Here is a 21,938-nt window from a genome sequence, read left to right on the forward strand (position 1 = left end):
CGGCCCCCGCCCACGATAGGCGAGGGCCGTACCGGGACGCCGCCCGAGGTTACCGTCGGTCCGCCGGACGCCACGTCCGTGACCTGCGGTTCCGCTCCCCGGCGGCGTCGCCCGCGAGGGCTCAGACGGTGTGGGCGTCGGCCGCCGACAGCGCCTCGTCGAGGGCGGCGAGGCCCTCCTTGGCCTCGGCCTCGGTGATCGTGCAGGCCGGGACGACATGCGTCCGGTTCATGTTCACGAACGGCCACAGACCGCCGCGCTTGCAGGCCGCGGCGAATTCGGCCATCGGGGCGCCCGCGGCACCGGAGGCGTTGTAGGGGACCAGCGGCTCGCGGGTCTCCTTGTTCTTGACCAGGTCCAGCGCCCAGAAGACGCCCATGCCGCGGACCTCGCCGACGGACGGGTGCCGCTCGGCGATCTCGTGCAGCGCGGGGCCGATGACCCGCTCGCCGATCTCGGCGGCGTTCTCCACGATCCGCTCCTCGGCCATCGCGTTCATGGTGGCGACGGCGGAGGCGCAGGCCAGCGGGTGGCCGGAGTAGGTCAGGCCGCCCGGGTAGGGGCGCTGGTCGAAGGTCGCGGCGATCTCGGCGCTGATCGCGACGCCGCCCAGCGGGACGTAGCCGGAGTTGACGCCCTTGGCGAAGGTCAGCAGGTCGGGCGTGACGCCGAAGTGGTCGGCGGCGAACCATGTGCCCGTACGGCCGAAGCCCGCCATGACCTCGTCCAGGATGAAGACGATGCCGAAGCGGTCGCAGATCTCGCGGACCCCGGCGAGGTAGCCGGCCGGCGGGACCATGATCCCGGCGGTGCCGGGGACGGTCTCCAGGATGATCGCCGCGATCGACTGCGGACCCTCGAAGGCGATGGTCTGCTCCAGGTGCGCGAGGGCGCGCTCGCACTCCTGCTCCTCCGTCTCGGCGTGGAAGGCCGAGCGGTAGAGGAACGGGCCCCAGAAGTGGACGACGCCGGCCGAGGCGGTGTCGGAGGGCCAGCGCCGCGGGTCGCCGGTCAGGTTGATCGCGGTGGCGGTGGCACCGTGGTACGAGCGGTAGGCGGAGAGCACCTTGGCGCGGCCGGTGTGCAGCCGGGCCATCCGGACGGCGTTCTCCACGGCCTCCGCGCCGCCGTTGGTGAAGAAGATCTTGTCGAGGTCGCCGGGGGTGCGCTCGGCGACCAGCCGGGCGGCCTCGGACCGTACGTCCACGGCGAATCCGGGCGCGATGGTGCACAGCTTGGCGGCCTGCTCCTGGATCGCCGCGACGACCTTGGGGTGCTGGTGGCCGATGTTGGTGTTGACCAGCTGCGAGGAGAAGTCGAGGTAGCGATTGCCGTCGTAGTCCCAGAAGTACGCGCCTTCGGCGCCGGCGATCGGCAGCGGGTCGATCAGGCCCTGCGCGGACCAGGAGTGGAAGACGTGCGCGCGGTCGGCGGCCTTGACGGCCCGCCCGTCGCCCACCCCCACCCTTCCCTGGAAGCGCTTCGCGCTGCTGTTTTCGCCGGCAGCAGGGTCGGCGGCGGAGGCGGAGGGCGTCGTGGTCACGGTCAGTACCTCGGATCGAGTCGCTCGGGTCCGCCGGGGGATCGGCGCGGCGAACGCCCTCAGCGTAGGGATCACGGCCCGTCCGACGGTACCGACACTGTGTGTGAGTCCACCCACGGCTCACGGACATACTGTCAAGAATCTCGGCCCGCCCGGCCGGTCGCCGCGGCACCGCGCGCCCCTCAGGCGGCCGCCGGGAAGGCCGTCCGTACCGCCGGCCGCCACCGACCGGCGGCGAGGTCCGGGCGCAGCGCCGACAGCCCGCCGCAGTACCGGCTGAAGGCGGCGGCGTGGACGCCGTGGCCGCGCAGCAGCCGGTCGGCCTCGGTCGGGCGGCCGGTGCTCCGGGTCTCGACGAGGACCAGCCCGCCGTCGGCGCGTACCGTGCGGCCGGACGCCAGGTCCCGGCAGAACAGCGCCGCGTCACAGGTGATGCGCTGGCCGTCCGCCACGAGGGTGGCGCGGGTGTAGTCGGTCTCCAGGGAGCGGTCCAGGTCGGTGGGGGCCGCGATGCCGTAGGTGCGGTCCAGTACGGCGGTGAGGAAGCCGCGCGGGGCCGGGCCGAGGGCCGGGGCGCCCGGCAGCAGCGGCCGGCGATGCTTGACCGTTTCGCCGCGCCGTCCCTGGAGCTTGATCTCGAACTGCCGCTCCCCGGTGTCCTCGTAGAGCCGCTCGCGGACCTTGTAGCGCAACGGCCGGCCGAGGCGGTGGTCGTGGAAGGACCGCAGGTCGGGGGTGTCGTAGTGGACGGAGCGATAGCGGAACCAGCGGCGTCCGTTGATGCACAGCGCCGCGAACGGGCCGTCCGGCCTGCGGCGGTCGGTGAGTTCGGCCGCGACGGCGGCGAAGACCTCGACCGGGACGAGGTAGCGGCGGTCGAACCGGGCGAGGAGGTCGGCCCGTGCCTGGACGTCGGCGAGCGGCACGGGGCGCGCGGCCATGGCGGCACGGGCGATGGCTCGTACGGCGGGGATCACACGGTCTCCTTGGCGGTCGGGTGGGGCCGCGACGTGCGGGCGGGCACGTGCGGGGCGGGGCCGGGGAGCGCTGTTCCGTCGGGGTGGAGGCCGGTGTCGCCGGTGGTCGGGGCCGGTGTCGCTGGGGTCGGGGACGTCGGGGCGGGCGCGGCGGGCGCGGCGGGCGAGGAGGTACGCGTACGACGTGCGTCGCCCGTGGAAAGTTCCGGGAGGCGGAAAGAGACATCCGGCAGCGTCGGATCCCGGCCACCGCCGGGCGGTGCGCGGCCCGGGGGCGAGGGACAGCAGCATGGGCGGAGACCGCCAACTACGGGGCTATGACGGGCCCGCAGCCTGCCGGGGGCCGGGGCGCCCTCGCTATTCTCGACGCGGAGGAGGGGGTGTGGGCAGGCCGTGTGCACAGACGCCGCCCACTCGCCGCAGGGCGGATTCGGGGGGAAGGGTCGGCGGAACGTGGAACAGCCAAGACATCCGGAGCGACAGGGGCGGCAGGGGCGGCCGGTGCGTGCGGAAGGGCCCGCGGGGCTGATGCCGCTGGAGGCGCAGGACCCGCCGCGGATCGGGGACTACCGCCTGATCGGGCGGCTCGGCGAGGGCGGCATGGGGCGGGTGTTCCTGGCCCGTTCGGACCGCGGACGTACGGTCGCGGTCAAGCTGGTGCGTGCGGAGCTGGCCGGTGAGGAGGAGTTCCGGGCGCGCTTCCGGCGGGAGGTGCGGGCCGCCCAGCAGGTCGGCGGGGAGTGGACGGCGCCCGTCCTGGACGCGGACACCGAGGCCGACACGCCCTGGCTCGCCACGGGCTACATCGCGGGCCCTTCCCTGCAGCAGGTCGTCGGCCGCAGCGGCACCCCGCTGCCCGAGCGGACGGTACTGATCCTGGCCGCCGGACTGGCCCGAGCGCTGGGGTCGATCCATGCGGCCGGAATCATCCACCGCGACCTCAAACCGTCCAACGTGCTGCTCACCATCGACGGGCCGCGGGTCATCGACTTCGGGATCGCGCGGGCCCTGGAGGCGGCGCCCGGCAACGGTGTGACGCGTACGAAGGGGGCGATCGGCTCGCCGGGCTTCATGGCGCCGGAGCAGGTGCGCGGCGCGCCGCTCACCCCGGCCTGCGACGTCTTCTGCCTCGGTTCCGTACTGGCGTACGCGGCGACCGGGCGGCAGCCGTTCGGGACGGTCGACAGCGTCGTGCACGCGGTGATGTTCCGCATCGCCCAGGAGGAGCCCGATCTTTCCGCGGTGCCCGAGGGACTGCGGGCGCTGATCGCCGGATGCCTGGCCAAGGACCCCGAACAGCGGCCCACGCCCGAGCAGTTGGTGGCGCAGGCGGAGGGCGGCAGCGGTGACGGGCCGGGTGCGGACGACGAGCCATGGCTGCCGGGGGCGTTGACCGCGCGGCTGGGGCGGCACGCCGTGGAACTGCTGGAGGCGGAGCACCCCCAGGGCGGGGGCGCCGCCCACGGGCGGGCGGACGCGCCGTCGGCCGCCGGTGCCGAGGACTCCGGGCCGCCCCTCGCCGTCGCGCCCACGCACGTCGTGGGCCGCACCTCGGCGCCCGCCGCCCCGGCACCCCGCCGTGACGCGGCATCGGGTCCCGACCCGGCCCGTACGCCGCCGCGCCGCCGTGGTGCCGGTGCCGCCCTGCTCACCGCGGCCGCGCTGGCCCTCGCCGGGACCGGTGCGGTCACCGCGTACGCGCTGATGAGCGGGGACGGCGGCGGCCTGCGGTCGACGGACGCCGCGGTCGGTGGCGAAGGCGGCACCCGGACGCAGGGCGGGGCGCGGCCCACGGCGAACGGCGGGCTGCCCGCGAGCTACCTGGGCACGTGGGAGACGACGCTGGTTCACTCCCCCGACGAGGTCCGGCGCTTCACCCTCACACAGGGCAAGGCCGGTGACATCGTGCTGACGATGACGGCGACCGGGGCGACCTACCGCTGCGAGTTCGCCGCCGCCCTGGCCCATGCGGGGCCCCCGGTCCGCCTCGGCCCCTCCACCGTGGTCTCCGGGCAGACCGACAGCTGCAGTCCGGGCTCGCCGAGCACGCTGGAGATGGTGCACGGCAAGCTGCGCCGCATCTTCGACGACGGGAAGGCGCTGTCGTACCGCAAGCTGCCGCACGGCAAGAGGAGCTGACGGTCCGGGGAACGGGCCCGGGGAGCCGGCGGTCCGGGAACGGACGGCTCGGGAAGCCGTGGATCCGGGGAGCGCCCGACCGCTCCCCGCGCGCCCCGGCGCGCCTCTCGTCCCCCGCGGGGAATCGATTGTTCCCCCGTCGTGACGATCTCTCGGCCATGGCGCGATCCGCGGCCGCCTACGCTCGGAGGACGCCTGCTGCCGGAACGCGCCTCAGGCACGGAACGAGACGGGGGAGGGCGCACGGATGGACGGCCTGCGGGAGCTGACGGCCGACGATCCGCAGTGGATCGGGGACTACCGGCTGCTCAGCCGTCTCGGCAGCGGCGGGATGGGGCGGGTCTACCTCGCCCGTTCGGAGGGCGGCAGGACCGTCGCCGTGAAGCTGGTGAAGGCCGAGCTGGCCGCCGAGGAGGAGTTCCGGAGCCGCTTCCGGGCCGAGGTCGCGGCCGCGCGGCGGGTCGGCGGGCGCTGGACCGCCCCGGTACTGGACGCCGACACCGAGGCCGCGGTCCCGTGGGTCGCCACCGGATACATCGCGGGCCCCACCCTGAGCGAGGTCGTCGGCGGCACGTACGGCCCCATCCGGAGACCGGGCCCGCTGCCGGAGTACGCGCTGCGGCGGCTGGCGTACGGGCTGTCCTGCGCGCTGCGCGACATCCACGGCGTCGGCCTGGTGCACCGCGACCTCAAACCGTCCAATGTGCTGGTCACCATCGACGGGCCCCGGGTCATCGACTTCGGCATCGCGCGGGCCCTGGACGCGGTCGGGGAGCAGACCCGGACCGGCACGGTGCTCGGCTCGCCCAGCTTCATGTCGCCCGAACAGGTCCAGGGGCACCGCGTCGGCCCGCCCAGCGACGTCTTCTGCGTGGGGTCGGTGCTGGCGTACGCGGCGACCGGGCGGCAGCCGTTCGGCAACCCCGACTCGGGCTTCCACGCGGTGATGTTCAAGATCGCCCAGGAGGAGCCCGAGCTGACCGGGGCGCCGGACGGCATCCGCGGCCTGATCCAGGACTGCCTGGCCAAGGACCCGGCCGCGCGGCCCACCCCCGGGGAGATCGCCGACCGCATGGGGCCGGTGCCCGGCGGCTCCTCGGCCGACCCCTGGCTGCCGGCGGAGCTGATCGCGCGCCTGGGACAGCACGCCGTACGCCTCCTGGACACCGACACCCCGCCCGGCGGCCAGCCGCCGACGCTCACGTCCACCAGGGTCGCGCCCGCTCCGGCACCCACGACCCCGGCCGGGGCGGCACCGTCCCGCCGCCGCCCCCGCTGGCTCCCCCTCCTCGCCACCGCCGTCGTCGCGGCCGCCGCCACCACCGTCGCGGTCCCGCTGCTGAGCGGCGGAGCGGACGCCGAAGAGAGCCCGTCCGACATCCCCGCCCGCTATCTGGGCACCTGGTCGGGCCCGGTGCTGCGGGACGGGGAGCCCACCGGGGGGCAGCGGCGATTCGTGATCACCAACGGCAAGGTCGGCGAGGTCGTCGCCAACAGCACCAGCCTCGGCACGACCTACGAGTGCCGCAGCGACGGCAAGCTGGTGTCGGTCACGACGCACGACGGGCATCAGGCGCTCCGGCTGGACACCACGGTCGTACGGTCGGTGCCCGAGGGCCGCTGTGCCGCGCTGGGCGAGCACACCCTCGAAGCCGGCGACGGCGGCACCCTGACCTGGGCGGCGGCCGGCCGCACCGCGACGCTGCACCGCATCGGCCCGGCCGAGGAGTCCGTCCCCGACGGCTACCTCGGCACCTGGCAGCGGCCGAACGCCGACGGCTACGGCAGCGAGCGGCTCACCCTCAAGCGGGCCCCGGCGGGCAGCACGGTGCTCACCACCGTCGTCGTGGGCCGCGGCGGCCGCTGCACGGCGCATGCCGACCTCTACGCCGCGGAGGGCGGCAAGCTGACCGTCGGCCCCTCCGTCGTGGACCGGCCCGCCCCCGGCTGCGCCCCGGGCAGCACCTCCGTCCTCCGCCTGAACGGCGACGGCACCCTGCGCCACGAGTTCCTGGGCGACGACGAACAGCCGCGCACCTACTCCAGGGCAGAGTAGCTGCGCGGCTGCGGTGCGGTTCTGGGAACGCGGGGTCCTACGACAGGAACGAGTTGATCTCGATCGTCTCGTCGCGGCCGGGGCCGACGCCGATCGCGGAGATCGGGGCGCCGGACATCTCCTCCAGCGCCTTGACGTACGCCTGGGCGTTCTTCGGCAGGTCGGAGAAGGACTTCGCCTTGGTGATGTCCTCGGACCAGCCCGGCAGCGTCTCGTAGACCGGCTTCGCGTGGTGGAAGTCGGACTGGCTGTAGGGCAGCTCCTCGACGCGCTTGCCGTCGATCTCGTAGGCCACGCAGACCGGGATCTGCTCCCAGCCGGTGAGCACGTCGAGCTTGGTGAGGAAGAAGTCCGTCAGGCCGTTGACGCGGGTGGCGTAGCGGGCGATGACGGCGTCGAACCAGCCGCAGCGGCGGTCGCGGCCGGTGGTGACACCGCGCTCGCCCCCGATCCGGCGCAGCGCCTCGCCGTCCTCGTCGAACAGCTCGGTCGGGAACGGACCGGCGCCGACGCGCGTCGTATAGGCCTTGAGGATGCCGATGACGCGGTTGATCTTCGTGGGGCCGACGCCGGCGCCCGTGCAGGCGCCGCCCGCGGTCGGGTTCGAGGACGTGACGAAGGGGTACGTGCCGTGGTCGATGTCCAGCAGCGTGCCCTGGCCGCCCTCGAAGAGGACCACCTTGTCGTCGTCGAGCGCCTTGTTGAGGATCAGGGTGGTGTCGGCGACATAGCCCTTGATCTTGTCCGCGTAGCCCAGCAGCTCCTCGACGACCTGGCCGGCCTCGATGGCGCGGCGGTTGTAGAGCTTGGTCAGCAGCTGGTTCTTGACCTCGAGGGCCGCCTCGACCTTCTGGATGAGGATCGACTCGTCGTAGAGGTCCTGCACCCGGATGCCGACGCGGTTGATCTTGTCGGCGTAGGTCGGGCCGATGCCGCGGCCGGTGGTGCCGATCTTCCGCTTGCCGAGGAACCGTTCCGTCACCTTGTCGACGGTGATGTTGTACGGCGTGATCAGGTGCGCGTTACCGCTGAGCAGCAGCTTGGACGTGTCGACGCCGCGCTCGTTGAGTCCGCTCAGCTCGGAGAGCAGGACCGCCGGGTCGACCACGACACCGTTGCCGATGACCGGGGTGCACCCCGGCGAGAGGATTCCGGAAGGGAGAAGGTGCAGCGCGTACTTCTGGTCGCCGACGACGACCGTGTGGCCGGCGTTGTTGCCGCCCTGGTAGCGCACCACATAGTCAACGGACCCACCGAGCAGATCGGTGGCCTTTCCCTTGCCCTCATCACCCCACTGAGCACCGAGCAGCACAAGTGCGGGCACAGGCGTACACCCCTTCCGGGCGGGGCATGTCCAACGTGCGTGGATGGCGACAACGTGCGTGTTCACGCATACGTCATCGCCAGAGCCGTCGGACCGGTGCCCCGGAATAGACGAAGCCCCTGGCGCAATAGCGCAAGGGGCTCTTGCACCGAGATGCTACCTGAGGAAGGACCGAGGTGTCGGCGCAGCCTTCTGGGCACTCTCCCGTGGACTCCGTTCGGGGGCACCCCCTGCTCGTGGTCATCGACCCGGTCGCCCGCAGTACGGACGGCGAGTCCGTGCGGATCGCGAAGGATGTCCTGTGCGCGGGCGCGGGGGCGAAGATCTGCCTCCCGGACGGGCCGGAGGAATTCGCACGGATCCTGGCCCGGCGCGGCCACCGGCGGCCGGTGGTGATCGGTGACGACCGGGCGCTGCTGCGGGTGGTGGGCCTGCTGCACAAGGAACGCGAGCTGGCCGCGGTGCCGCTGTCGATGGTGCCGGTCGGCGCCCCGTCCGCCGTGGCGCTGAGCCGCACCCTGGGCATCCCGACGGACACGGTGGCCGCGGCGCGCGCGGTCCTGGACGGCGGTGAGCGCCCGAGGGACCTGCTCACGGACGACAGCGACGGCATCGTGCTCGGCGGGCTGCGGATCCCCTGCGGCGGCGCGGCGACCCGGCAGGGCCAGGGGGTGTACGTCCCGGCGACGGCTCCCGCGGCGGCGCCTCCCCCGCTGGACGCCGTGGAGGGGCGGGACGGCCCGGCGGGCGGCCTCGACGGGCACCGGCCGTGGTGGCAGCCGGCCGCGCGGACCGCCCGTACGGCACTGGCGCTGCTGGCCGCGCCCGCCGCCGGGCTGGGCGGTCGGCGCGCCCGGGTGCCGGGGCAGCGGCTGCGGATCGAGGCGGACGGGGTGCTGCTGGCGGATCTGGACCGGCCGGTGCGCGGGGTGTCGGTGGTGCCCGGCGGGCGGCCCGGGGCGGACGGGCCGCGGCCCGGGGCCGGTGACGGCGGGGCGCTGGCCGAGGTCGTGGTGCACTGGCCGGGCGGGGGACGGCCGGTGCGGACCCGGGCACGGGCGGTGACGGTGTCCGGCGCGGACTTCCACTACCGGGCGGACGCGGTGGTCGGCGGGCCGGTCAGGACCCGTACCTGGACCCTGCAGCCGGGGGCCTGGCGGCTCCAGCTGCCGCGGGGGTGAGGGCCGGCGGGCGCCTCAGCGGCCGGCGGCGTCGAACTCGGCCCGCATCTGGTCGCGGTGCTCGCGCCAGCGCTGCAGCAGCCCGGCGAGTTCCGTCTGCAGGAACTCGAAGAAGACGAGCGTCTCGCCCATCCTGCGGCCCGCCGGGGAGTCCTCGCCGAGGCTCTCGACGCCCTCGCGCAGGGTGCCCTCCCAGCGGGTGAGGACGTTGTCCCGGCGCGCAAGGGCCTCGTACCACTGGTCGCTGTGCACGCGGTAGCGGTCGCGGCGGGAGCCCGGCTCGCGCTCCCGGCTGACCATGTCGACCTGGGAGAGGTAGCGGATCGCGCCGGAGACCGCGGCGGGGCTGACCTGGAGGCGCTCGCCGAGCTCGGCGGAGGTCAGCACGCCGGAGTCGGAGGCCAGCAGACAGGCGAAGACACGGGCGGACATCCGCTGCATCCCGGCGTCGACGAGCTGCGCGGCGAACCGTTCGACGAACTGCGAGACCGCCTCGTCGTCGCGCGTTCCCTCGCGCGTGCCCCGGGGCGTCTTCGTGGTCCGGCCCGCGGTCCGTTGTTGCTGCTCGCTCATGTCCGCATCATCTCCCCTGATCAGAGCCACCCACCTCAACTTTATACGCTTTCTTATCTTCACAAATTTGTGAAACTAGCGTAGCTTCCACATCATGACCACGGCAATCCTTCCCGCTCCCGCCATCCGGGTCGCCTCCCTCCACAAGTCCTTCGGCCGCACCCACGCGCTGGACGGCCTCGATCTGCGGGTCGAGGCCGGTGAGGTGCACGGCTTCCTCGGGCCCAACGGCGCCGGGAAGTCCACGACGATCCGCGTCCTGCTCGGTCTGCTGCGCGCCGACGGCGGCACGACCCGGCTCCTGGGCAAGGACCCCTGGCAGGACGCGGTCGAACTGCACCGCCGTCTCGCCTACGTCCCCGGCGACGTGACGCTGTGGCGCAACCTCTCCGGCGGCGAGGTCATCGACCTCTTCGGGCGGCTGCGCGGAGGGCTCGACACCGCGCGCCGGGCCGAGCTCCTGGAGCGGTTCGAACTCGACCCCACCAAGAAGGGGCGGACGTACTCCAAGGGAAACCGCCAGAAGGTCGCCCTGGTCGCCGCCTTCGCCTCCGACGTCGATCTGCTCATCCTCGACGAGCCGACCTCCGGGCTGGACCCGCTGATGGAGGAGGTCTTCCAGAGCTGTGTCGCCGAGGCGCGCGACCGCGGCCGTACGGTGCTGCTCTCCAGCCATGTGCTGTCGGAGGTCGAGGCGCTCTGCGACCGGATCAGCATCATCCGCAAGGGGCGGACCGTCGAATCCGGCTCGCTGGGAGAGCTGCGGCATCTGACCCGCACCTCGGTCGTCGCCGAACTCGCGGGCCCACCCGACGGGTTGGCCGCGCTCCCCGGCGTCCACGGCCTGTCCGCCCAGCCGATCCGGGGGAGCCGGGGCCACCGCGTCGAGCTCCAGGCCGACACCGACACGCTCGACGCCGTACTGCGCGTGCTCGGCGCCGCCGGCATCCGCAGCCTCACCAGCACGCCGCCCACCCTGGAAGAGCTCTTCCTGCGCCACTACCAGGACGACGCCCGTGGCGCAGCGGCGGTCGCGCGATGACCGCCCTGGCCGCCCCCCTCCCCGCACCCGCCGCCCGCTCCCGTCATCTGGCGGGCACCGGCGCCCTGGTGCGCCTCGCCCTGCGCCGCGACCGGGTGATGATCCCGGCCTGGGTGCTGACCCTCGGGCTGGTCGTCGCCGCCATGGGCGCGTCCTTCGACGCGGTCTACGGCACCGCCGCCGAGCGCGCCCGGCTGGCCGTCTCGATGAACGGCAACGGCTCGATGCGCGCGCTGTACGGGCCGGTCCTCAGCGACTCCCTCGGCGGCCTGGTCGCCTGGCGGATGGCCGGTTTCGGCGCCGTCCTCGCCGCGGTGATGAGCCTGCTGATCGTCGTCCGGCACACCCGCGAAGAGGAGGAGACGGGCCGTCAGGAGCTGCTCTCCGCCGCCATGGTCGGCCGCCGGGCGCCGCTGACCGCGGCCCTGCTGACGGCCCTGACCGCCAACGCCGCACTCGCCGTGCTGATCGCGGGCGGCCTGACCGCCTCCGGCCTGCCGGGCGCCGGCTCCCTCGCGCTCGGCACCGCCATCGGCGGCACCGGCCTGGTCTTCGCCGGACTGGCCGCCGTCGCCGCCCAGTTGACCGAGAGCGCACGGCTGGCCAAGGGCCTGACCGGCGCGGTCCTCGGCCTCGCCTTCGCCCTGCGCGCCGCGGGCGACGCCCAGGGCCCGGGGGCGACGTCCCCGCTCACCCGGGTCTCGCCGATCGGCTGGGCGGAGAACCTCCGGCCGTACGCCGGCGAGCGCTGGTGGACCGCCCTGCTCTTCCTGGCGGCGGCCGCCCTGGCCGTCGGCGCCTCCTACGCGCTGACCGCCCGTCGCGACATCGGCATGAGCTTTCTGCCGGCCCGCCCCGGACCGGCCGTCGCACCGCGCTCCCTCAGCGGCCCCTTCGGCCTGGCCTGGCGGCTGCAGCGCGCCACCCTGCTGGGCTGGACCCTCGGCTTCCTGTGCGCCGGCGGCATCTTCGGCGGGATCGCCGAGGGCGCCTTTGATCTGGTCGGCGGCAACCGGCAGACCCGCGAGATCGTCGAGCGGATGGGGGGTCAGCAGGGCCTGACCGAGGCCTTCCTGGCCACGATGACCGGCATGCTCGGCATGGTGGCGGCGCTCTATGCGGCCGGTGCGGTGCTGCGGCTGCGCGGCGAGGAGACCGGCGAGCGCGCGGAGCCGGTGCTGGCCTGCGCGGTGGGCCGGCTCCGCTGGGCCGGCAGCCATCTGGCCCTCGCCTACGGCGGCACCGCCGTCATCCTGACCGCGGGCGGCCTGGCCCTGGGTGTCGCCTACGGCCTCTCGGCCGACGACCTCGGCGGCGCGCTCGGCCCGGTCCTGCTCGCCGCCCTCGCCCAGGTCCCGGCCGTCTGGACGCTCACCGGCCTGGCGGTCCTCGTCCTCGGCCTGGCCCCCAGGGCCACCGGCGCCGTATGGGCCCTGGTCGGCGGCTGCCTGGCCCTCGGCTGGATCGGCCCCGCCCTCGATCTCCCCGGCTGGGCCATGGACCTCTCCCCGTACAGCCACCTCCCCAAGCTCCCGGGCGCCGACGCCACCGCCGCCCCGTTCGCCTGGCTGCTGATCCTGTCCGCCGCCCTCGCCGCCGCGGGCCTGGCGGGCCTGCGCCGGCGCGACATCGGCTGACCCCCGGCGGCCGGCCCTTCCACGGCCGGCCGCCCCCGTGGACGTGCGCCGCCGGAGCTGTAGCGGACTTTGGCGGCGCACTCGCGTACCCCGTGGCCGCGGCGCACCGGTATCCACAGGGTGTGGATACAGCACAGGAACCGGCCGGCCGCGCGTCACTCTTCGCCATTTCACCTGCCCGCGCGATAACCCGTAGTAACTCTGGAGCAGTGCGTGAGGGACTCGTTACGTTCCGCATGCACGGTCGTGTCCACGGCCCGTGGCACCGGAGGGGTTCTCATGCGACGTATCAGCACCAGGATCGGCATGCTGGCGGCGGCGGCAGTGCTCGCCGTCGTGGCGGCCGGGCCCGCCCAGGGCAAGCAGGCGGGCGACGCCGCGCACCGCACCCGGGACGAGTCGGCGGCCTACTTCGTGATGACCGACGTCACCCGCTCGGAATTCGTCATCAAGCTCACCGACCCCCGCAAGATCCAGCACGCCCGGGACCTGCTGAGCGGCGCGTCCCACTCGGAGCCGCACGTCGTCGGCCGGATCGACAAGCGCCCCGTCCCGTACAACTGGCGCTGGAGCTTCCACCTGCGCCCCGAGACGATCGATTTCTTCGACTTCGCCATCGAGGTCTGCGACGCCACCACGCCCTATGTCGAGGACCATCTCGACGAGGCCGGCGGACCGTTCCTGCCCGGCCTGGTCTGGTGCCCGTGGACCTCGAAGCTGGTGCGGGAGGTTCCTCAGCCGTAGGGCCCGGGCTCCGCGCCGCCGGCGGGCCGGGCCCCGCCCCGCCCCGCCGGCGGCCTTCCCCGCGCAGTGCGCCGGAACCGCGGTCTCAGCCGCCCGGCGTCACCAGCCGTGCCTCGTACGCGAACACCGCCGCCTGGGTGCGGTCGCGCAGCCCCAGCTTCACCAGGATGCGGCTGACATGCGTCTTCACCGTGGACTCCGCGACGACGAGATGTTCGGCGATCTCCCCGTTCGACAGGCCCTGGGCGACCAGCACGAGGACCTCGGTCTCGCGCTCCGTGAGATCGGCGATGCGCTCCTGGGCCGGGGCGCGCGGGGTGCCCAGCCGGGAGAACTCGGAGATCAGGCGCTTGGTGACGGTGGGGGCGAGCAGGGCCTCGCCGGAGGCGACGATGCGCACGCCCTCGGCGAGCTGGCCGGCCGAGGCGTCCTTGAGGAGGAAGCCGCTGGCCCCCGAGCGCAGCGCTTGGTAGACGTACTCGTCCAGGTCGAAGGTGGTCAGCACCAGGACCTTGGCGTCCGCGTCGGCGGCCACGATCTCGCGGGTGGCCTCCAGGCCGTTCATCTCCGGCATCCGGATGTCCATCAGCACGACATCGGGCTTGAGGACCGCGACCTTGTGCACCGCCTGGCGGCCGTCCACCGCCTCCCCGACGACCTCGATGTCCGGCATGGCGTTGAGCAGGACGGAGAAGCCCTCGCGGACCATCACCTGGTCGTCGACGATCAGTACCCGGATCATGCCCTGCCCCCCACGGTGCTCTCGCCCGGCGTGTGCGACACCGGGATGAACGCGGCGACCTCGAAGCCGCCGTCCTCGGTGCGGTCGGCCGTCATCTCGCCGCCCAGCATCTGTACCCGCTCCCGCATCCCCAGGACACCGTGCCCCGCGCCCGGGGACGGTTTGGCCAGGCGGCTCGGCGCTCCGTTGACGATCCGTACGCCCAGCCCGCCCAGCACGTAGGAGATCTCCACCCGGGCATCGGCGCCCGGCGAATGCCGCAGCGCGTTGCTCAGCCCCTCCTGCACGATCCGGTACGCGGACAGCTCGACGCCCTGCGGCAGCGGCCGGGGCGCGCCGGTGACCACGGCCTCGACGGTCAGCCCGGCGCTGCGGACGCTGTCGAGCAGCGCGTCGAGGCTGGCGAGCGTGGGCTGCGGGGCCTCCGGGTCGTGCTCGGCGAAGGCGTCCGGGTCCGCCGACCGGACCACACCGAGGATGCGGCGCAGCTCGGCGAGTGCGGCGACGGCGTTCTCCCGGATCGTCGAGAACGAGGTGGCGAGTTCGGGCGGGGTGTTCTCCACGCGGTACGGCGCGGCCTCGGCCTGGATGGCGATCACGGACATGTGGTGGGCGACCACGTCGTGCAGCTCGCGGGCGATCAGGGCGCGCTCCTCCAGCAGCGTGCGCCGGGAGCGCTCCTCGGCCGTGACGGTCTGCGTCTCGACGACCTGCCGGCGCTCCTCGCGCCAGGCGCGGACCGCGGCGGCGGAGACCAGCACCACCCCGCAGAAGAAGGCGACCGGCGGCAGATCACCCGGGTCCTTCCCGAGAGCCGCCGTCACCACGGCTGCCGTGGCGAAGGTGACCAGCCACATCTCGACGGCCATCCGGGGTCGGGTGCGCAGCACCACGAGGACCATTACGGCGAGGTGCGCGGGGAAGGCCAGTTCTCCGAAGATGCTGCTGAACGGGGACGAGAAGCCCGCGTAGGCGAGCACCGAGACCACGAACGCGCACAGCGACAGCCAGTAGGCGCCCACCGGGCGGAAGAGGGTGAGCAGCGGGCCCGCGGCGACCACGGCGCCGAAGCCGGTGATCAGGACGCCGAGCAGCGAGCCGCCCCAGGAGCTGTCGGCGAGGGTCGCCAGGAAGACGCACACCGAGAAGAACCCGACGGCGAAGTGCGGCAGCCAGCGCGCCCAGTACCGCAGCCGCTCCGGGAGCCACGGCACCCAGCGGGACACCTTGGCGTCCTCCAGCGGCGGCATCGGGCGGAAGGCGAAGGCGCCGACGAACAGGTCTTGGCGCAGCCGGTGCAGCCCGCCGCGGGCTATCCGGGCCTCCGAGCGCAGGGTGTTCTGCGTCTGGGTCGTCTCGTTCACGCTGACAACGGTAAGCAACGGCGGGCCCCCGGGCGTCCTCATCAGTGGGGATCTGCGGGGGTCCGCCTCAAGTACTACGTGGTCGGAGCAGGTGAGCGCACAGTGTGTGACAGCTGGGACTGCCGGGGGTGACGGGAGCGTAGTGACCCACCCCGGGCAGTTCGTGCAGGTCCGTGCCGGGGCTCTGCGCGGCGTAGCGGCGGGAGAGCTCCAGGGGGACGTCCGGGTCGTCGGTGCCGTGCAGGATCGTGACGGGGACACCGGCCGGCGGATGGCGCACCGGGTCGGCCGCGGCGAGGCGCGCCTCCAGACCGGGCCCCTCGCCGAGCAGCTCGCCGACCGCGCCGTCGCTCAGGCCCAGCGCATGGGCGCGGGCGAGGTCGGCGACCGGCGAGACGGCCAGGACCCGGTGCACGGGGGTGCCGGGGCGGGCGGCGGCGAGCAGCGCGAGATGGCCGCCCGCGGAGTGGCCGACCAGGACCGGCGCCCCGTCCCCGGGCAGCTCGCGCACCGCCGCCGCCACCCCCGCCGCGACGTCCTCGAACGTCCTGGGCGCCCCGCCGCCGGCACCGACCCTGCGGTACTCGGCGAGCGCGACCGGCAGCCCCCGCCCGGCGAGTGCGGCGGCGAGCGGCGACAGATGGCGGCGGTCGTAGGCCGCGCGCCAGAAACCGCCGTGCAGCAGGACGACCGGCCGGCCGGCCGCCGCCCCCGCCCGCGCGCCGTCCGCCCCCCGCGGGAGGTACAGGTCGACGAGCTGGTCCGGATGCGGCCCGTAGGCCACCGTCCGGTCCGGCGCCACCGGGGCGAGCCCCAGCAGCGCCGTCTCCTCGTCCGCCACGCTCACCCGCCGGTCCCGGCCGTCCCGGCTCCGACCTCGGGCAGCGCCCCCAGCACCTCGCCGAGCACCCATGCCGCCCGCTCCGCGTCCGCGAAGGAGGTGTAGAGCGGGGTGAAGCCGAAGCGCAGCACATCGGGCCGGCGGAAGTCGCCGACCACCCCGCGGCGGATCAGCTCGTCCATCACCTCTCCCGCGCGCGGACACTCCAGCGACACCTGGCTGCCGCGCCGCTGGTGGTCGTACGGCGTGACGGAACGGGCCCGGCCCGGCGGCACATACGCGCTCACGCACTCCAGGAAGAAGTCCGTCAGGGCGAGGCTCTTGGTGCGCACGGCCTCGATGGACACCCCGTCCCAGGCCTCCAGCGCCGCCTCCAGCGCGAGCAGCGACAGGATGTCGGGGGTGCCGACCCGGCCGCGCGCGATGCCCTCGGCGGGGGCGTACGCGGGGTCCATGGCGAACGGGTCGGTGTGCGAGTTCCAGCCCGGCAGCGGCGATTCGAACCGCTCCTGGAGGCTCTCGCGGATGTAGAGGTAGGCGGGCGCGCCCGGGCCGCCGTTGAGGTACTTGTACGTGCAGCCGACGGCGAGGTCGACGTGGTGCGCATCGAGGCCGACCGGCAGCGCGCCGGCGCTGTGGCACAGGTCCCAGACGGCGAGCGCGCCCGCGGAGTGCAGCGCGTGGGTGATGCCGGGCAGGTCGTTGAGCCGGCCGGTGCGGTAGTCGACGTGGTTGACCAGCGCCAGCGCGGTCCGCTCGGTGACCTCGTCGGCGATCCGCGCGGGCTCGACCGGGCGCACCGCGAGGCCGGTCATCCGTGCCGCCGACCGGGCGATATAGCCGTCGGTCGGGAAGGTCGTGGCATCGACGAGGATCTCCGTACAGCCCTTGCCGGCCATCCGGACGCCGCCGACCACGGCCTTGAAGAGGTTGACGCTGGTCGAGTCGCCGACCACCACCCGGCCCGGTGCCGCCCCGATCAGCGGCGCGATCTTGTCGCCGACCCGCTCGGGCGCGGTCCACCAGCCGGATTCGGTCCAGGACCGGATGCGCAGCTCGCCCCACTCGCGGGCGATGACATCGGCGACCCGGCCGGCCACGGCGCGGGGCAGCGCGCCGAGGGAGTTGCCGTCGAGGTAGACGGAGGCATCGCCGGAGGCGTGATCGGGCGCGGCGTCCAGGACGAAGCGGTCGCGGGTGTGGGCGAGCGGGTCGGCGGCGTCCAGCTCCGCGGCGCGGGAGGCCATGTCACGGGCCCCGGAGGGCGCGCGGAGGCCGGTCTCGGCGGGGGAGTCCGGGGTCTCAGACATGACTGCGCGCCGTCCAGAGCTCGGGGAAGACGTTCTTGCGGGCCCGCTTCTCCAGCCAGGCGACCCCCGCGGAACCACCGGTGCCCATCTTCGCTCCCATGGCCCGCCGGGTCGCGACCAGATGGTCGTTGCGCCAGCGCCAGACCAGCTCGGCGACATCGGTCAGCGCCTCGCCGAGCCGGACGAGGTCGGACTCCTGCGACCCGGCGTAGATGCGGGCCCAGACCTCCTCCACGGCCGGGTCCGCCTCGTAGCGCAGCGCGGGGTCCCGCCGGAGCACGGCCTCGGGCACCGGGTGGCCGCGGCGGGCGAGCAGCCGCAGCGCCTCGTCCCACAGGCTCGGCTCCTGGAGGGCCTTCTCCAGCTCGGCGTGCTCCCGCGCGGCGCCACGGTGCGGCACCAGCATCGACGCGGACTTCTCGCCCAGCAGGAACTCCATCCGCCGGTACATGGCGGACTGGAAGCCGGAGCCCTCGCCGAGCGCGCTGCGGTAGGCGTTGAACTGCGCGGGAGTCAGGCGGGCGAGCGGCTTCCAGGCGGCGTTCAGCGCCTCCAGCTCGTAGGTGGAGCGGCGCAGCGCCTCCATCGCCACCGTCAGGTCGTCGCGGCGCAGCGCCTCGGCGGCGGTGTGCCATTCATGGACGATGACCGTGAACCACAGCTCCATGACCTGGGTGGTGACCAGGAAGACCATCTCGCCGGGGTCGTCGGAGAGCGGGTGTTGCAGGTGGGTGAGGACGTCCGCCTGGACGTAGTCCTCGTACGGGGTCGTACCGCTGCTGCCGATGCTGAGATCCGGGGCGAACGGCGGGTCGGACTCGGCGGCGTCTGCCGGTGCGAGGCCCGCCGCGGGTGCGGTCGACGCACTCTCCGCGGGGTCGATGGGAGACGGCTGCGACATGAGGGACTCCTCAAGTGCGAACTACCGGGTAGCGGTCCGCCCCTTCCTCGTCGGCTCGGGAGCCCCGGTCCCCTCGGGCGCGGGATGACCCGGCCCACTGGAAATCATCCGTGCTGGGAAGCGACCGCGCAAGGGCCGACCGCGATCACGCGGCCGGCCCGTTGATCTTGCCCGGCGCCCCCCGAGGAGGGGAGATGCGGTCCTCCCCCGCGGGAGGACCGGCGGCGGAGCCTCAGGTGAGGGTGTCGGCCGCGGTCGGCGAGGAGTCCCGCAGGAAGGTCGAGCAGCGCTCGTACTCCTCCTGCTCGCCGATCGTCTGGGCGGCGCGGGCGAGGGCGTGCAGCGCCCGCAGGAAGCCGCGGTTGGGCTCGTGCTCGAAGGGCACCGGGCCGTGGCCCTTCCAGCCGGCCCGGCGCAGCGCGTCCAGCCCGCGGTGGTAGCCGGTGCGGGCGTAGGCGTACGACTCGACGACCCGGCCCTGTTCGAAGGCGTCGTCCGCGAGCTGGGCCCAGGCCAGGGAGGAGGTCGGGTACTTCGCTGCGACATCGGACGGCGCCGTGCCCGCGGCGAGCAGCTCGCGGGGCTCCGGGTCGTCGGGCAGATGGGTCGGGGGCGGTCCCCCGAGCAGATTCTCGTGAATGGCCATGCTTCCCAGTCTGCCTGGTCGTCCGGGCGGGGTGGGGGGCGGCCGGGCTCATGCGCCGGTGGTACGACGGGACGGGAGGCGGATACGGGGCACAGGCGGCTCCCGCGGGCCGTGGTCCCGGGGCCCCCAGGCCTCCTCGGCACGTCGTCCGGGCCCCAGCGCCCCGGGGTCCTCACGCCCCCTCGGCCGGTCTCCCCGGTCGCCCCGGCCCGCCGGCCCCCGGCAGCCGCCCCTCCCCCCGGGCCCTGGTCTCGCCCGGATCCAGCGGCGGGGCGCTCACCCCGCAGTGGTAGGTCGTCTCCGCATGGCACGGCTCCACGGCACCCGGCTCGGGGCGCAGGACGTTGGTGCGTACGGTGAGCAGGGCGATCAGCGCGCCGATCACCAGGATGCCCGCGCACAGCGGCATGGCGCGCCGGAAGGCCGCGCCGAATTCGTCCGCCGAACGGTAGGCCTCCGGGCCGATGCCCGCCAGCAGCGGCAGCGCGGCCACCGCCATCAGGCTCGCGGCCCGCGCCGCCGCGTTGTTGATGCCGCTGGCCAGGCCCGCCCGGTCCACGTCCACCGACGCCAGCACGGTCGAGGTGAGCGGCGCGACCAGGGTCACCATCCCCGCGCCCAGCACCACCAGCGCGGGCAGCACGTCGGCGAAGTAGGCGGCGCCCCGGCCCACCCGCAGCATCAGCAGCATCCCGCCGGCACACAGCAGCGGTCCGACGGTGAGCGGAATGCGCGGCCCGATGCGCTGGCCCAGCTCTCCGGAGCGGGCGGACAGCAGCAGCATCAGCAGCGTGGTGGGCAGCAGCGCGGTACCGGCCTGCAGCGCCGAGTACCCCACCACGACCTGGAGCTGGAGGACCGCCAGGAAGAAGAAGCCGCCGAACGCGGCGTAGACGCACACCGTCACCGCGTTGACGGCCGAGAACAGCCGGATGCCGAAGATGGCCGGGGGCAGCATCGGATCCGTCCGCCGTCGCTCGACAAGGACGAAGAGCACCCCCAGCAGCACCCCCGCCACCGCGGGCACGATCACGCCGGGCCCGGCGCCCCCGCCCGGTGCGGCGATCAGCGCATAGGTCACCCCGGCCAGCGCCAACGCGCCCAGCGCCGCACCCGGCACATCGAAGCCACGGCGCTCGCGGGCGTCCCGCTCCCGGGTCTCGGGCACGTGCCGCAGCGCCACCGGCACACACACCGCCGCCAGCGGCACGTTCAGGAAGAACACCCAGCGCCAGCCGGCGCCGTCCACCAGCCAGCCCCCGATGAACGGGCCGACCGCCGCGGCCACGCCGCCGAGCCCGGACCAGGCGCCGACCGCCCGCGCCCGGTCGTCGGGGTGGAAGACGGCCTGGATCAGGGCCAGCGAGCCGGGGGTGAGCAGCGCCCCGCCGACGCCCTGCAGCGCCCGGGCGGCGATCAGCACCCCGGCGTTGGGCGCGAGCCCGCACAGCAGCGAGGCCGCGGCGAACCACACCACCCCGATCACGAACACCCGGCGCCGCCCGAAGCGGTCGCCGAGGGCGCCGCCCAGGAGGATCAGCGAGGAGAGGGTGAGCATGTAGGCGGTGACGGTCCACTGGAGGACCGCCAGATCCGCGTCGAGGTCCTCGCCGATCCTGGGCAGTGCGACATTGACGACGGTGCTGTCGAGCATCGCCATGCCGGACCCCAGCACGGCCGTCGCCAGCACCCATCGGCCCTGTGCCGAGGCCAGCCGGACCCCGCCGGGCGCGCTCGGTTCGCTCATACCGCGAGCATGCCCGTATCCGCTCCCGCTCGCCCGCCTGAGCCACCCGGCGGTCCAGGTGTCCGGGCACGCAGAAGGCTCCGCATCCCGGCGGATGCGGAGCCCTGTGCGCAGCGGGACCGGCCGTGCGGCCGGTCCGCGGTTACTTGATCTTGGTGCCGGTGGAGCGCAGGTTCTCGCAGGCCTGGGTGACGCGCTGCGCCATCCCGGCCTCGGCCAGCTTGCCCCAGCTGCGCGGGTCGTAGGCCTTCTTGTTGCCGACCTCGCCGTCGACCTTCAGCACACCGTCGTAGTTGCGGAACATGTGGTCCGCGACCGGGCGGGTGAAGGCGTACTGGGTGTCGGTGTCCAGGTTCATCTTGACCACGCCGTTCTCCAGCGCGGTGGCGATCTCCTCGGCGGTGGAGCCGGAGCCGCCGTGGAAGACGAAGTCGAAGGGGGCGGACGTGCCGTACTTGGCGCCGACGCCCTCCTGCAGGTCCTTCAGCAGCTCGGGACGGAGCACTACGTTGCCCGGCTTGTAGACGCCGTGGACGTTGCCGAAGGAGGCGGCGAGCAGGTAGCGGCCCTTCTCGCCCAGGCCCAGCGCCTCGGCGGTGCGCAGCGCGTCGTCGACCGTGGTGTAGAGCTCGTCGTTGATCTCGTGGGTGACGCCGTCCTCCTCGCCACCGGTCGGGGTGATCTCGACCTCGAGGATGATCTTGGCGGCGGCGGCCTTGGCCAGCAGCTCCTGGCCGATGGCCAGGTTGTCGGCCAGGTTCTCGGCCGAGCCGTCCCACATGTGGGACTGGAACAGCGGGTTCTGGCCCTTGGCGACGCGCTCCGCGGAGATGTCCAGCAGCGGGCGTACGTAGCCGTCGAGCTTGTCCTTGGGGCAGTGGTCGGTGTGCAGCGCGACGGTGACGTCGTACTTCTCGGCCACGACGTGCGCGAACTCGGCGAGCGCGACCGCGCCGGTCACCATGTCCTTGTTGTACTGGCCGCCCAGGAACTCCGCACCACCGGTGGAGATCTGGATGATGCCGTCGCTCTGCGCCTCGGCGAACCCACGCAGCGCGGCGTGCAGCGTCTGCGTCGAGGTGACGTTGATGGCCGGGTAGGCGAACTTTCCTGCCTTCGCCCGGTCGAGCATCTCGTTGTAGACCTCGGGGGTTGCGATGGGCATCTGTCC

General features: G+C 74.0%; 18 protein-coding genes. 6 read left to right on the forward strand and 12 right to left on the reverse strand.

What is annotated here, in order from left to right:
* Window positions 1-121 precede the first annotated feature (121 nt).
* A complete protein-coding gene (locus tag Scani_RS34865) occupies window positions 122-1,543 on the reverse strand; it encodes an aspartate aminotransferase family protein (RefSeq protein ID WP_371872409.1) in 1,422 nt (473 codons plus the stop codon).
* Between the two features lie 182 nt (window positions 1,544-1,725).
* Window positions 1,726-2,520: a VTC domain-containing protein gene (locus Scani_RS34870; RefSeq protein WP_159481675.1), complete on the reverse strand. Its 795-nt coding sequence runs from the start codon at window positions 2,518-2,520 to the stop codon at window positions 1,726-1,728.
* A gap of 528 nt (window positions 2,521-3,048) precedes the next feature.
* Here Scani_RS34870 and Scani_RS34875 point away from each other — a divergent pair.
* Entirely contained in the window at window positions 3,049-4,659 is a 1,611-nt protein-coding gene (locus tag Scani_RS34875; RefSeq protein ID WP_159482550.1) for a serine/threonine-protein kinase, read from the forward strand.
* Between the two features lie 247 nt (window positions 4,660-4,906).
* Complete coding sequence (locus Scani_RS41395) at window positions 4,907-6,715, forward strand: serine/threonine-protein kinase (RefSeq protein WP_159481676.1); 1,809 nt, start codon at window positions 4,907-4,909, stop codon at window positions 6,713-6,715.
* 37 nt (window positions 6,716-6,752) lie between these two features.
* Here the strand turns inward: Scani_RS41395 and Scani_RS34885 are convergent, their stop codons facing one another.
* Window positions 6,753-8,039 carry an adenylosuccinate synthase gene (locus Scani_RS34885; protein ID WP_159481677.1) on the reverse strand — a complete coding sequence of 429 codons (1,287 nt, stop codon included), beginning with the start codon at window positions 8,037-8,039 and terminating at the stop codon, window positions 6,753-6,755.
* Between the two features lie 206 nt (window positions 8,040-8,245).
* Between Scani_RS34885 and Scani_RS34890 the strand changes: the two genes are divergently transcribed.
* Entirely contained in the window at window positions 8,246-9,220 is a 975-nt protein-coding gene (locus Scani_RS34890) for a diacylglycerol kinase catalytic domain-containing protein (protein ID WP_246296318.1), read from the forward strand.
* A gap of 15 nt (window positions 9,221-9,235) precedes the next feature.
* On the opposite strand, the gene Scani_RS34895 is transcribed toward Scani_RS34890, so the two are convergent.
* Window positions 9,236-9,793 (reverse strand): GbsR/MarR family transcriptional regulator, encoded by a 558-nt coding sequence (locus tag Scani_RS34895; protein WP_159481678.1) that lies wholly within the window; start codon window positions 9,791-9,793, stop codon window positions 9,236-9,238.
* Between the two features lie 94 nt (window positions 9,794-9,887).
* Between Scani_RS34895 and Scani_RS34900 the strand changes: the two genes are divergently transcribed.
* The 3 genes from Scani_RS34900 to Scani_RS34910 all read left to right on the forward strand — a co-directional run bounded on the left by Scani_RS34900 (window position 9,888) and on the right by Scani_RS34910 (window position 13,216).
* Window positions 9,888-10,835: an ABC transporter ATP-binding protein gene (locus Scani_RS34900; RefSeq protein WP_159481679.1), complete on the forward strand. Its 948-nt coding sequence runs from the start codon at window positions 9,888-9,890 to the stop codon at window positions 10,833-10,835.
* Entirely contained in the window at window positions 10,832-12,472 is a 1,641-nt protein-coding gene (locus Scani_RS34905) for an ABC transporter permease (RefSeq protein WP_159481680.1), read from the forward strand. The genes Scani_RS34900 and Scani_RS34905 overlap by 4 nt, the downstream gene beginning before the upstream one ends.
* A 279-nt stretch (window positions 12,473-12,751) precedes the next feature.
* On the forward strand, window positions 12,752-13,216 hold the full coding sequence (locus Scani_RS34910) for a BP74-related protein (RefSeq protein ID WP_159481681.1): 465 nt from the start codon (window positions 12,752-12,754) through the stop codon (window positions 13,214-13,216).
* Window positions 13,217-13,301: 85 nt separating this feature from the next.
* Here the strand turns inward: Scani_RS34910 and Scani_RS34915 are convergent, their stop codons facing one another.
* The 8 genes from Scani_RS34915 to fbaA all read right to left on the reverse strand — a co-directional run bounded on the left by Scani_RS34915 (window position 13,302) and on the right by fbaA (window position 21,932).
* Complete coding sequence (locus Scani_RS34915) at window positions 13,302-13,958, reverse strand: response regulator (protein ID WP_030989251.1); 657 nt, start codon at window positions 13,956-13,958, stop codon at window positions 13,302-13,304.
* Window positions 13,955-15,322, reverse strand: a complete 1,368-nt coding sequence (locus Scani_RS34920) for a sensor histidine kinase (RefSeq protein ID WP_246296320.1) — start codon at window positions 15,320-15,322, stop codon at window positions 13,955-13,957. Before Scani_RS34920 ends, Scani_RS34915 begins: the two co-directional genes overlap by 4 nt.
* A gap of 67 nt (window positions 15,323-15,389) precedes the next feature.
* Window positions 15,390-16,169 carry an alpha/beta hydrolase family protein gene (locus Scani_RS34925; RefSeq protein ID WP_159481683.1) on the reverse strand — a complete coding sequence of 260 codons (780 nt, stop codon included), beginning with the start codon at window positions 16,167-16,169 and terminating at the stop codon, window positions 15,390-15,392.
* Entirely contained in the window at window positions 16,166-17,473 is a 1,308-nt protein-coding gene (kynU, locus tag Scani_RS34930; RefSeq protein ID WP_174872791.1) for a kynureninase, read from the reverse strand. Before kynU ends, Scani_RS34925 begins: the two co-directional genes overlap by 4 nt.
* Complete coding sequence (locus Scani_RS34935) at window positions 17,466-18,374, reverse strand: tryptophan 2,3-dioxygenase family protein (RefSeq protein WP_159481684.1); 909 nt, start codon at window positions 18,372-18,374, stop codon at window positions 17,466-17,468. The genes kynU and Scani_RS34935 overlap by 8 nt, the downstream gene beginning before the upstream one ends.
* Before the next feature lie 232 nt (window positions 18,375-18,606).
* Window positions 18,607-19,020: a DUF3151 domain-containing protein gene (locus Scani_RS34940; RefSeq protein ID WP_159481685.1), complete on the reverse strand. Its 414-nt coding sequence runs from the start codon at window positions 19,018-19,020 to the stop codon at window positions 18,607-18,609.
* Window positions 19,021-19,192: 172 nt separating this feature from the next.
* Entirely contained in the window at window positions 19,193-20,767 is a 1,575-nt protein-coding gene (locus Scani_RS34945; RefSeq protein WP_159481686.1) for an MFS transporter, read from the reverse strand.
* Window positions 20,768-20,909: 142 nt separating this feature from the next.
* A complete protein-coding gene (gene fbaA / locus Scani_RS34950) occupies window positions 20,910-21,932 on the reverse strand; it encodes a class II fructose-bisphosphate aldolase (protein WP_159481687.1) in 1,023 nt (340 codons plus the stop codon).
* Window positions 21,933-21,938 lie beyond the last annotated feature (6 nt).

The sequence above is a fragment of the Streptomyces caniferus genome (genome assembly GCF_009811555.1).
GTDB lineage: Bacteria > Actinomycetota > Actinomycetes > Streptomycetales > Streptomycetaceae > Streptomyces > Streptomyces caniferus.

Excerpts from the sequence above, each read along its gene's own strand:
- fbaA (WP_159481687.1), bottom strand. The coding sequence starts at position 21,932 with ATGCCCATCGCAACCCCCGAGGTCTACAACGAGATGCTCGACCGGGCG.
- kynU (WP_174872791.1), bottom strand. The coding sequence starts at position 17,473 with ATGTCTGAGACCCCGGACTCCCCCGCCGAGACCGGCCTCCGCGCGCCC.
- Scani_RS34905 (WP_159481680.1), top strand. The coding sequence starts at position 10,832 with ATGACCGCCCTGGCCGCCCCCCTCCCCGCACCCGCCGCCCGCTCCCGT.
- Scani_RS34945 (WP_159481686.1), bottom strand. The coding sequence starts at position 20,767 with ATGAGCGAACCGAGCGCGCCCGGCGGGGTCCGGCTGGCCTCGGCACAG.
- Scani_RS34910 (WP_159481681.1), top strand. The coding sequence starts at position 12,752 with ATGCGACGTATCAGCACCAGGATCGGCATGCTGGCGGCGGCGGCAGTG.
- Scani_RS34875 (WP_159482550.1), top strand. The coding sequence starts at position 3,049 with ATGCCGCTGGAGGCGCAGGACCCGCCGCGGATCGGGGACTACCGCCTG.
- Scani_RS34895 (WP_159481678.1), bottom strand. The coding sequence starts at position 9,793 with ATGAGCGAGCAGCAACAACGGACCGCGGGCCGGACCACGAAGACGCCC.
- Scani_RS34900 (WP_159481679.1), top strand. The coding sequence starts at position 9,888 with ATGACCACGGCAATCCTTCCCGCTCCCGCCATCCGGGTCGCCTCCCTC.
- Scani_RS41395 (WP_159481676.1), top strand. The coding sequence starts at position 4,907 with ATGGACGGCCTGCGGGAGCTGACGGCCGACGATCCGCAGTGGATCGGG.
- Scani_RS34940 (WP_159481685.1), bottom strand. The coding sequence starts at position 19,020 with ATGGCCATTCACGAGAATCTGCTCGGGGGACCGCCCCCGACCCATCTG.
- Scani_RS34915 (WP_030989251.1), bottom strand. The coding sequence starts at position 13,958 with ATGATCCGGGTACTGATCGTCGACGACCAGGTGATGGTCCGCGAGGGC.
- Scani_RS34935 (WP_159481684.1), bottom strand. The coding sequence starts at position 18,374 with ATGTCGCAGCCGTCTCCCATCGACCCCGCGGAGAGTGCGTCGACCGCA.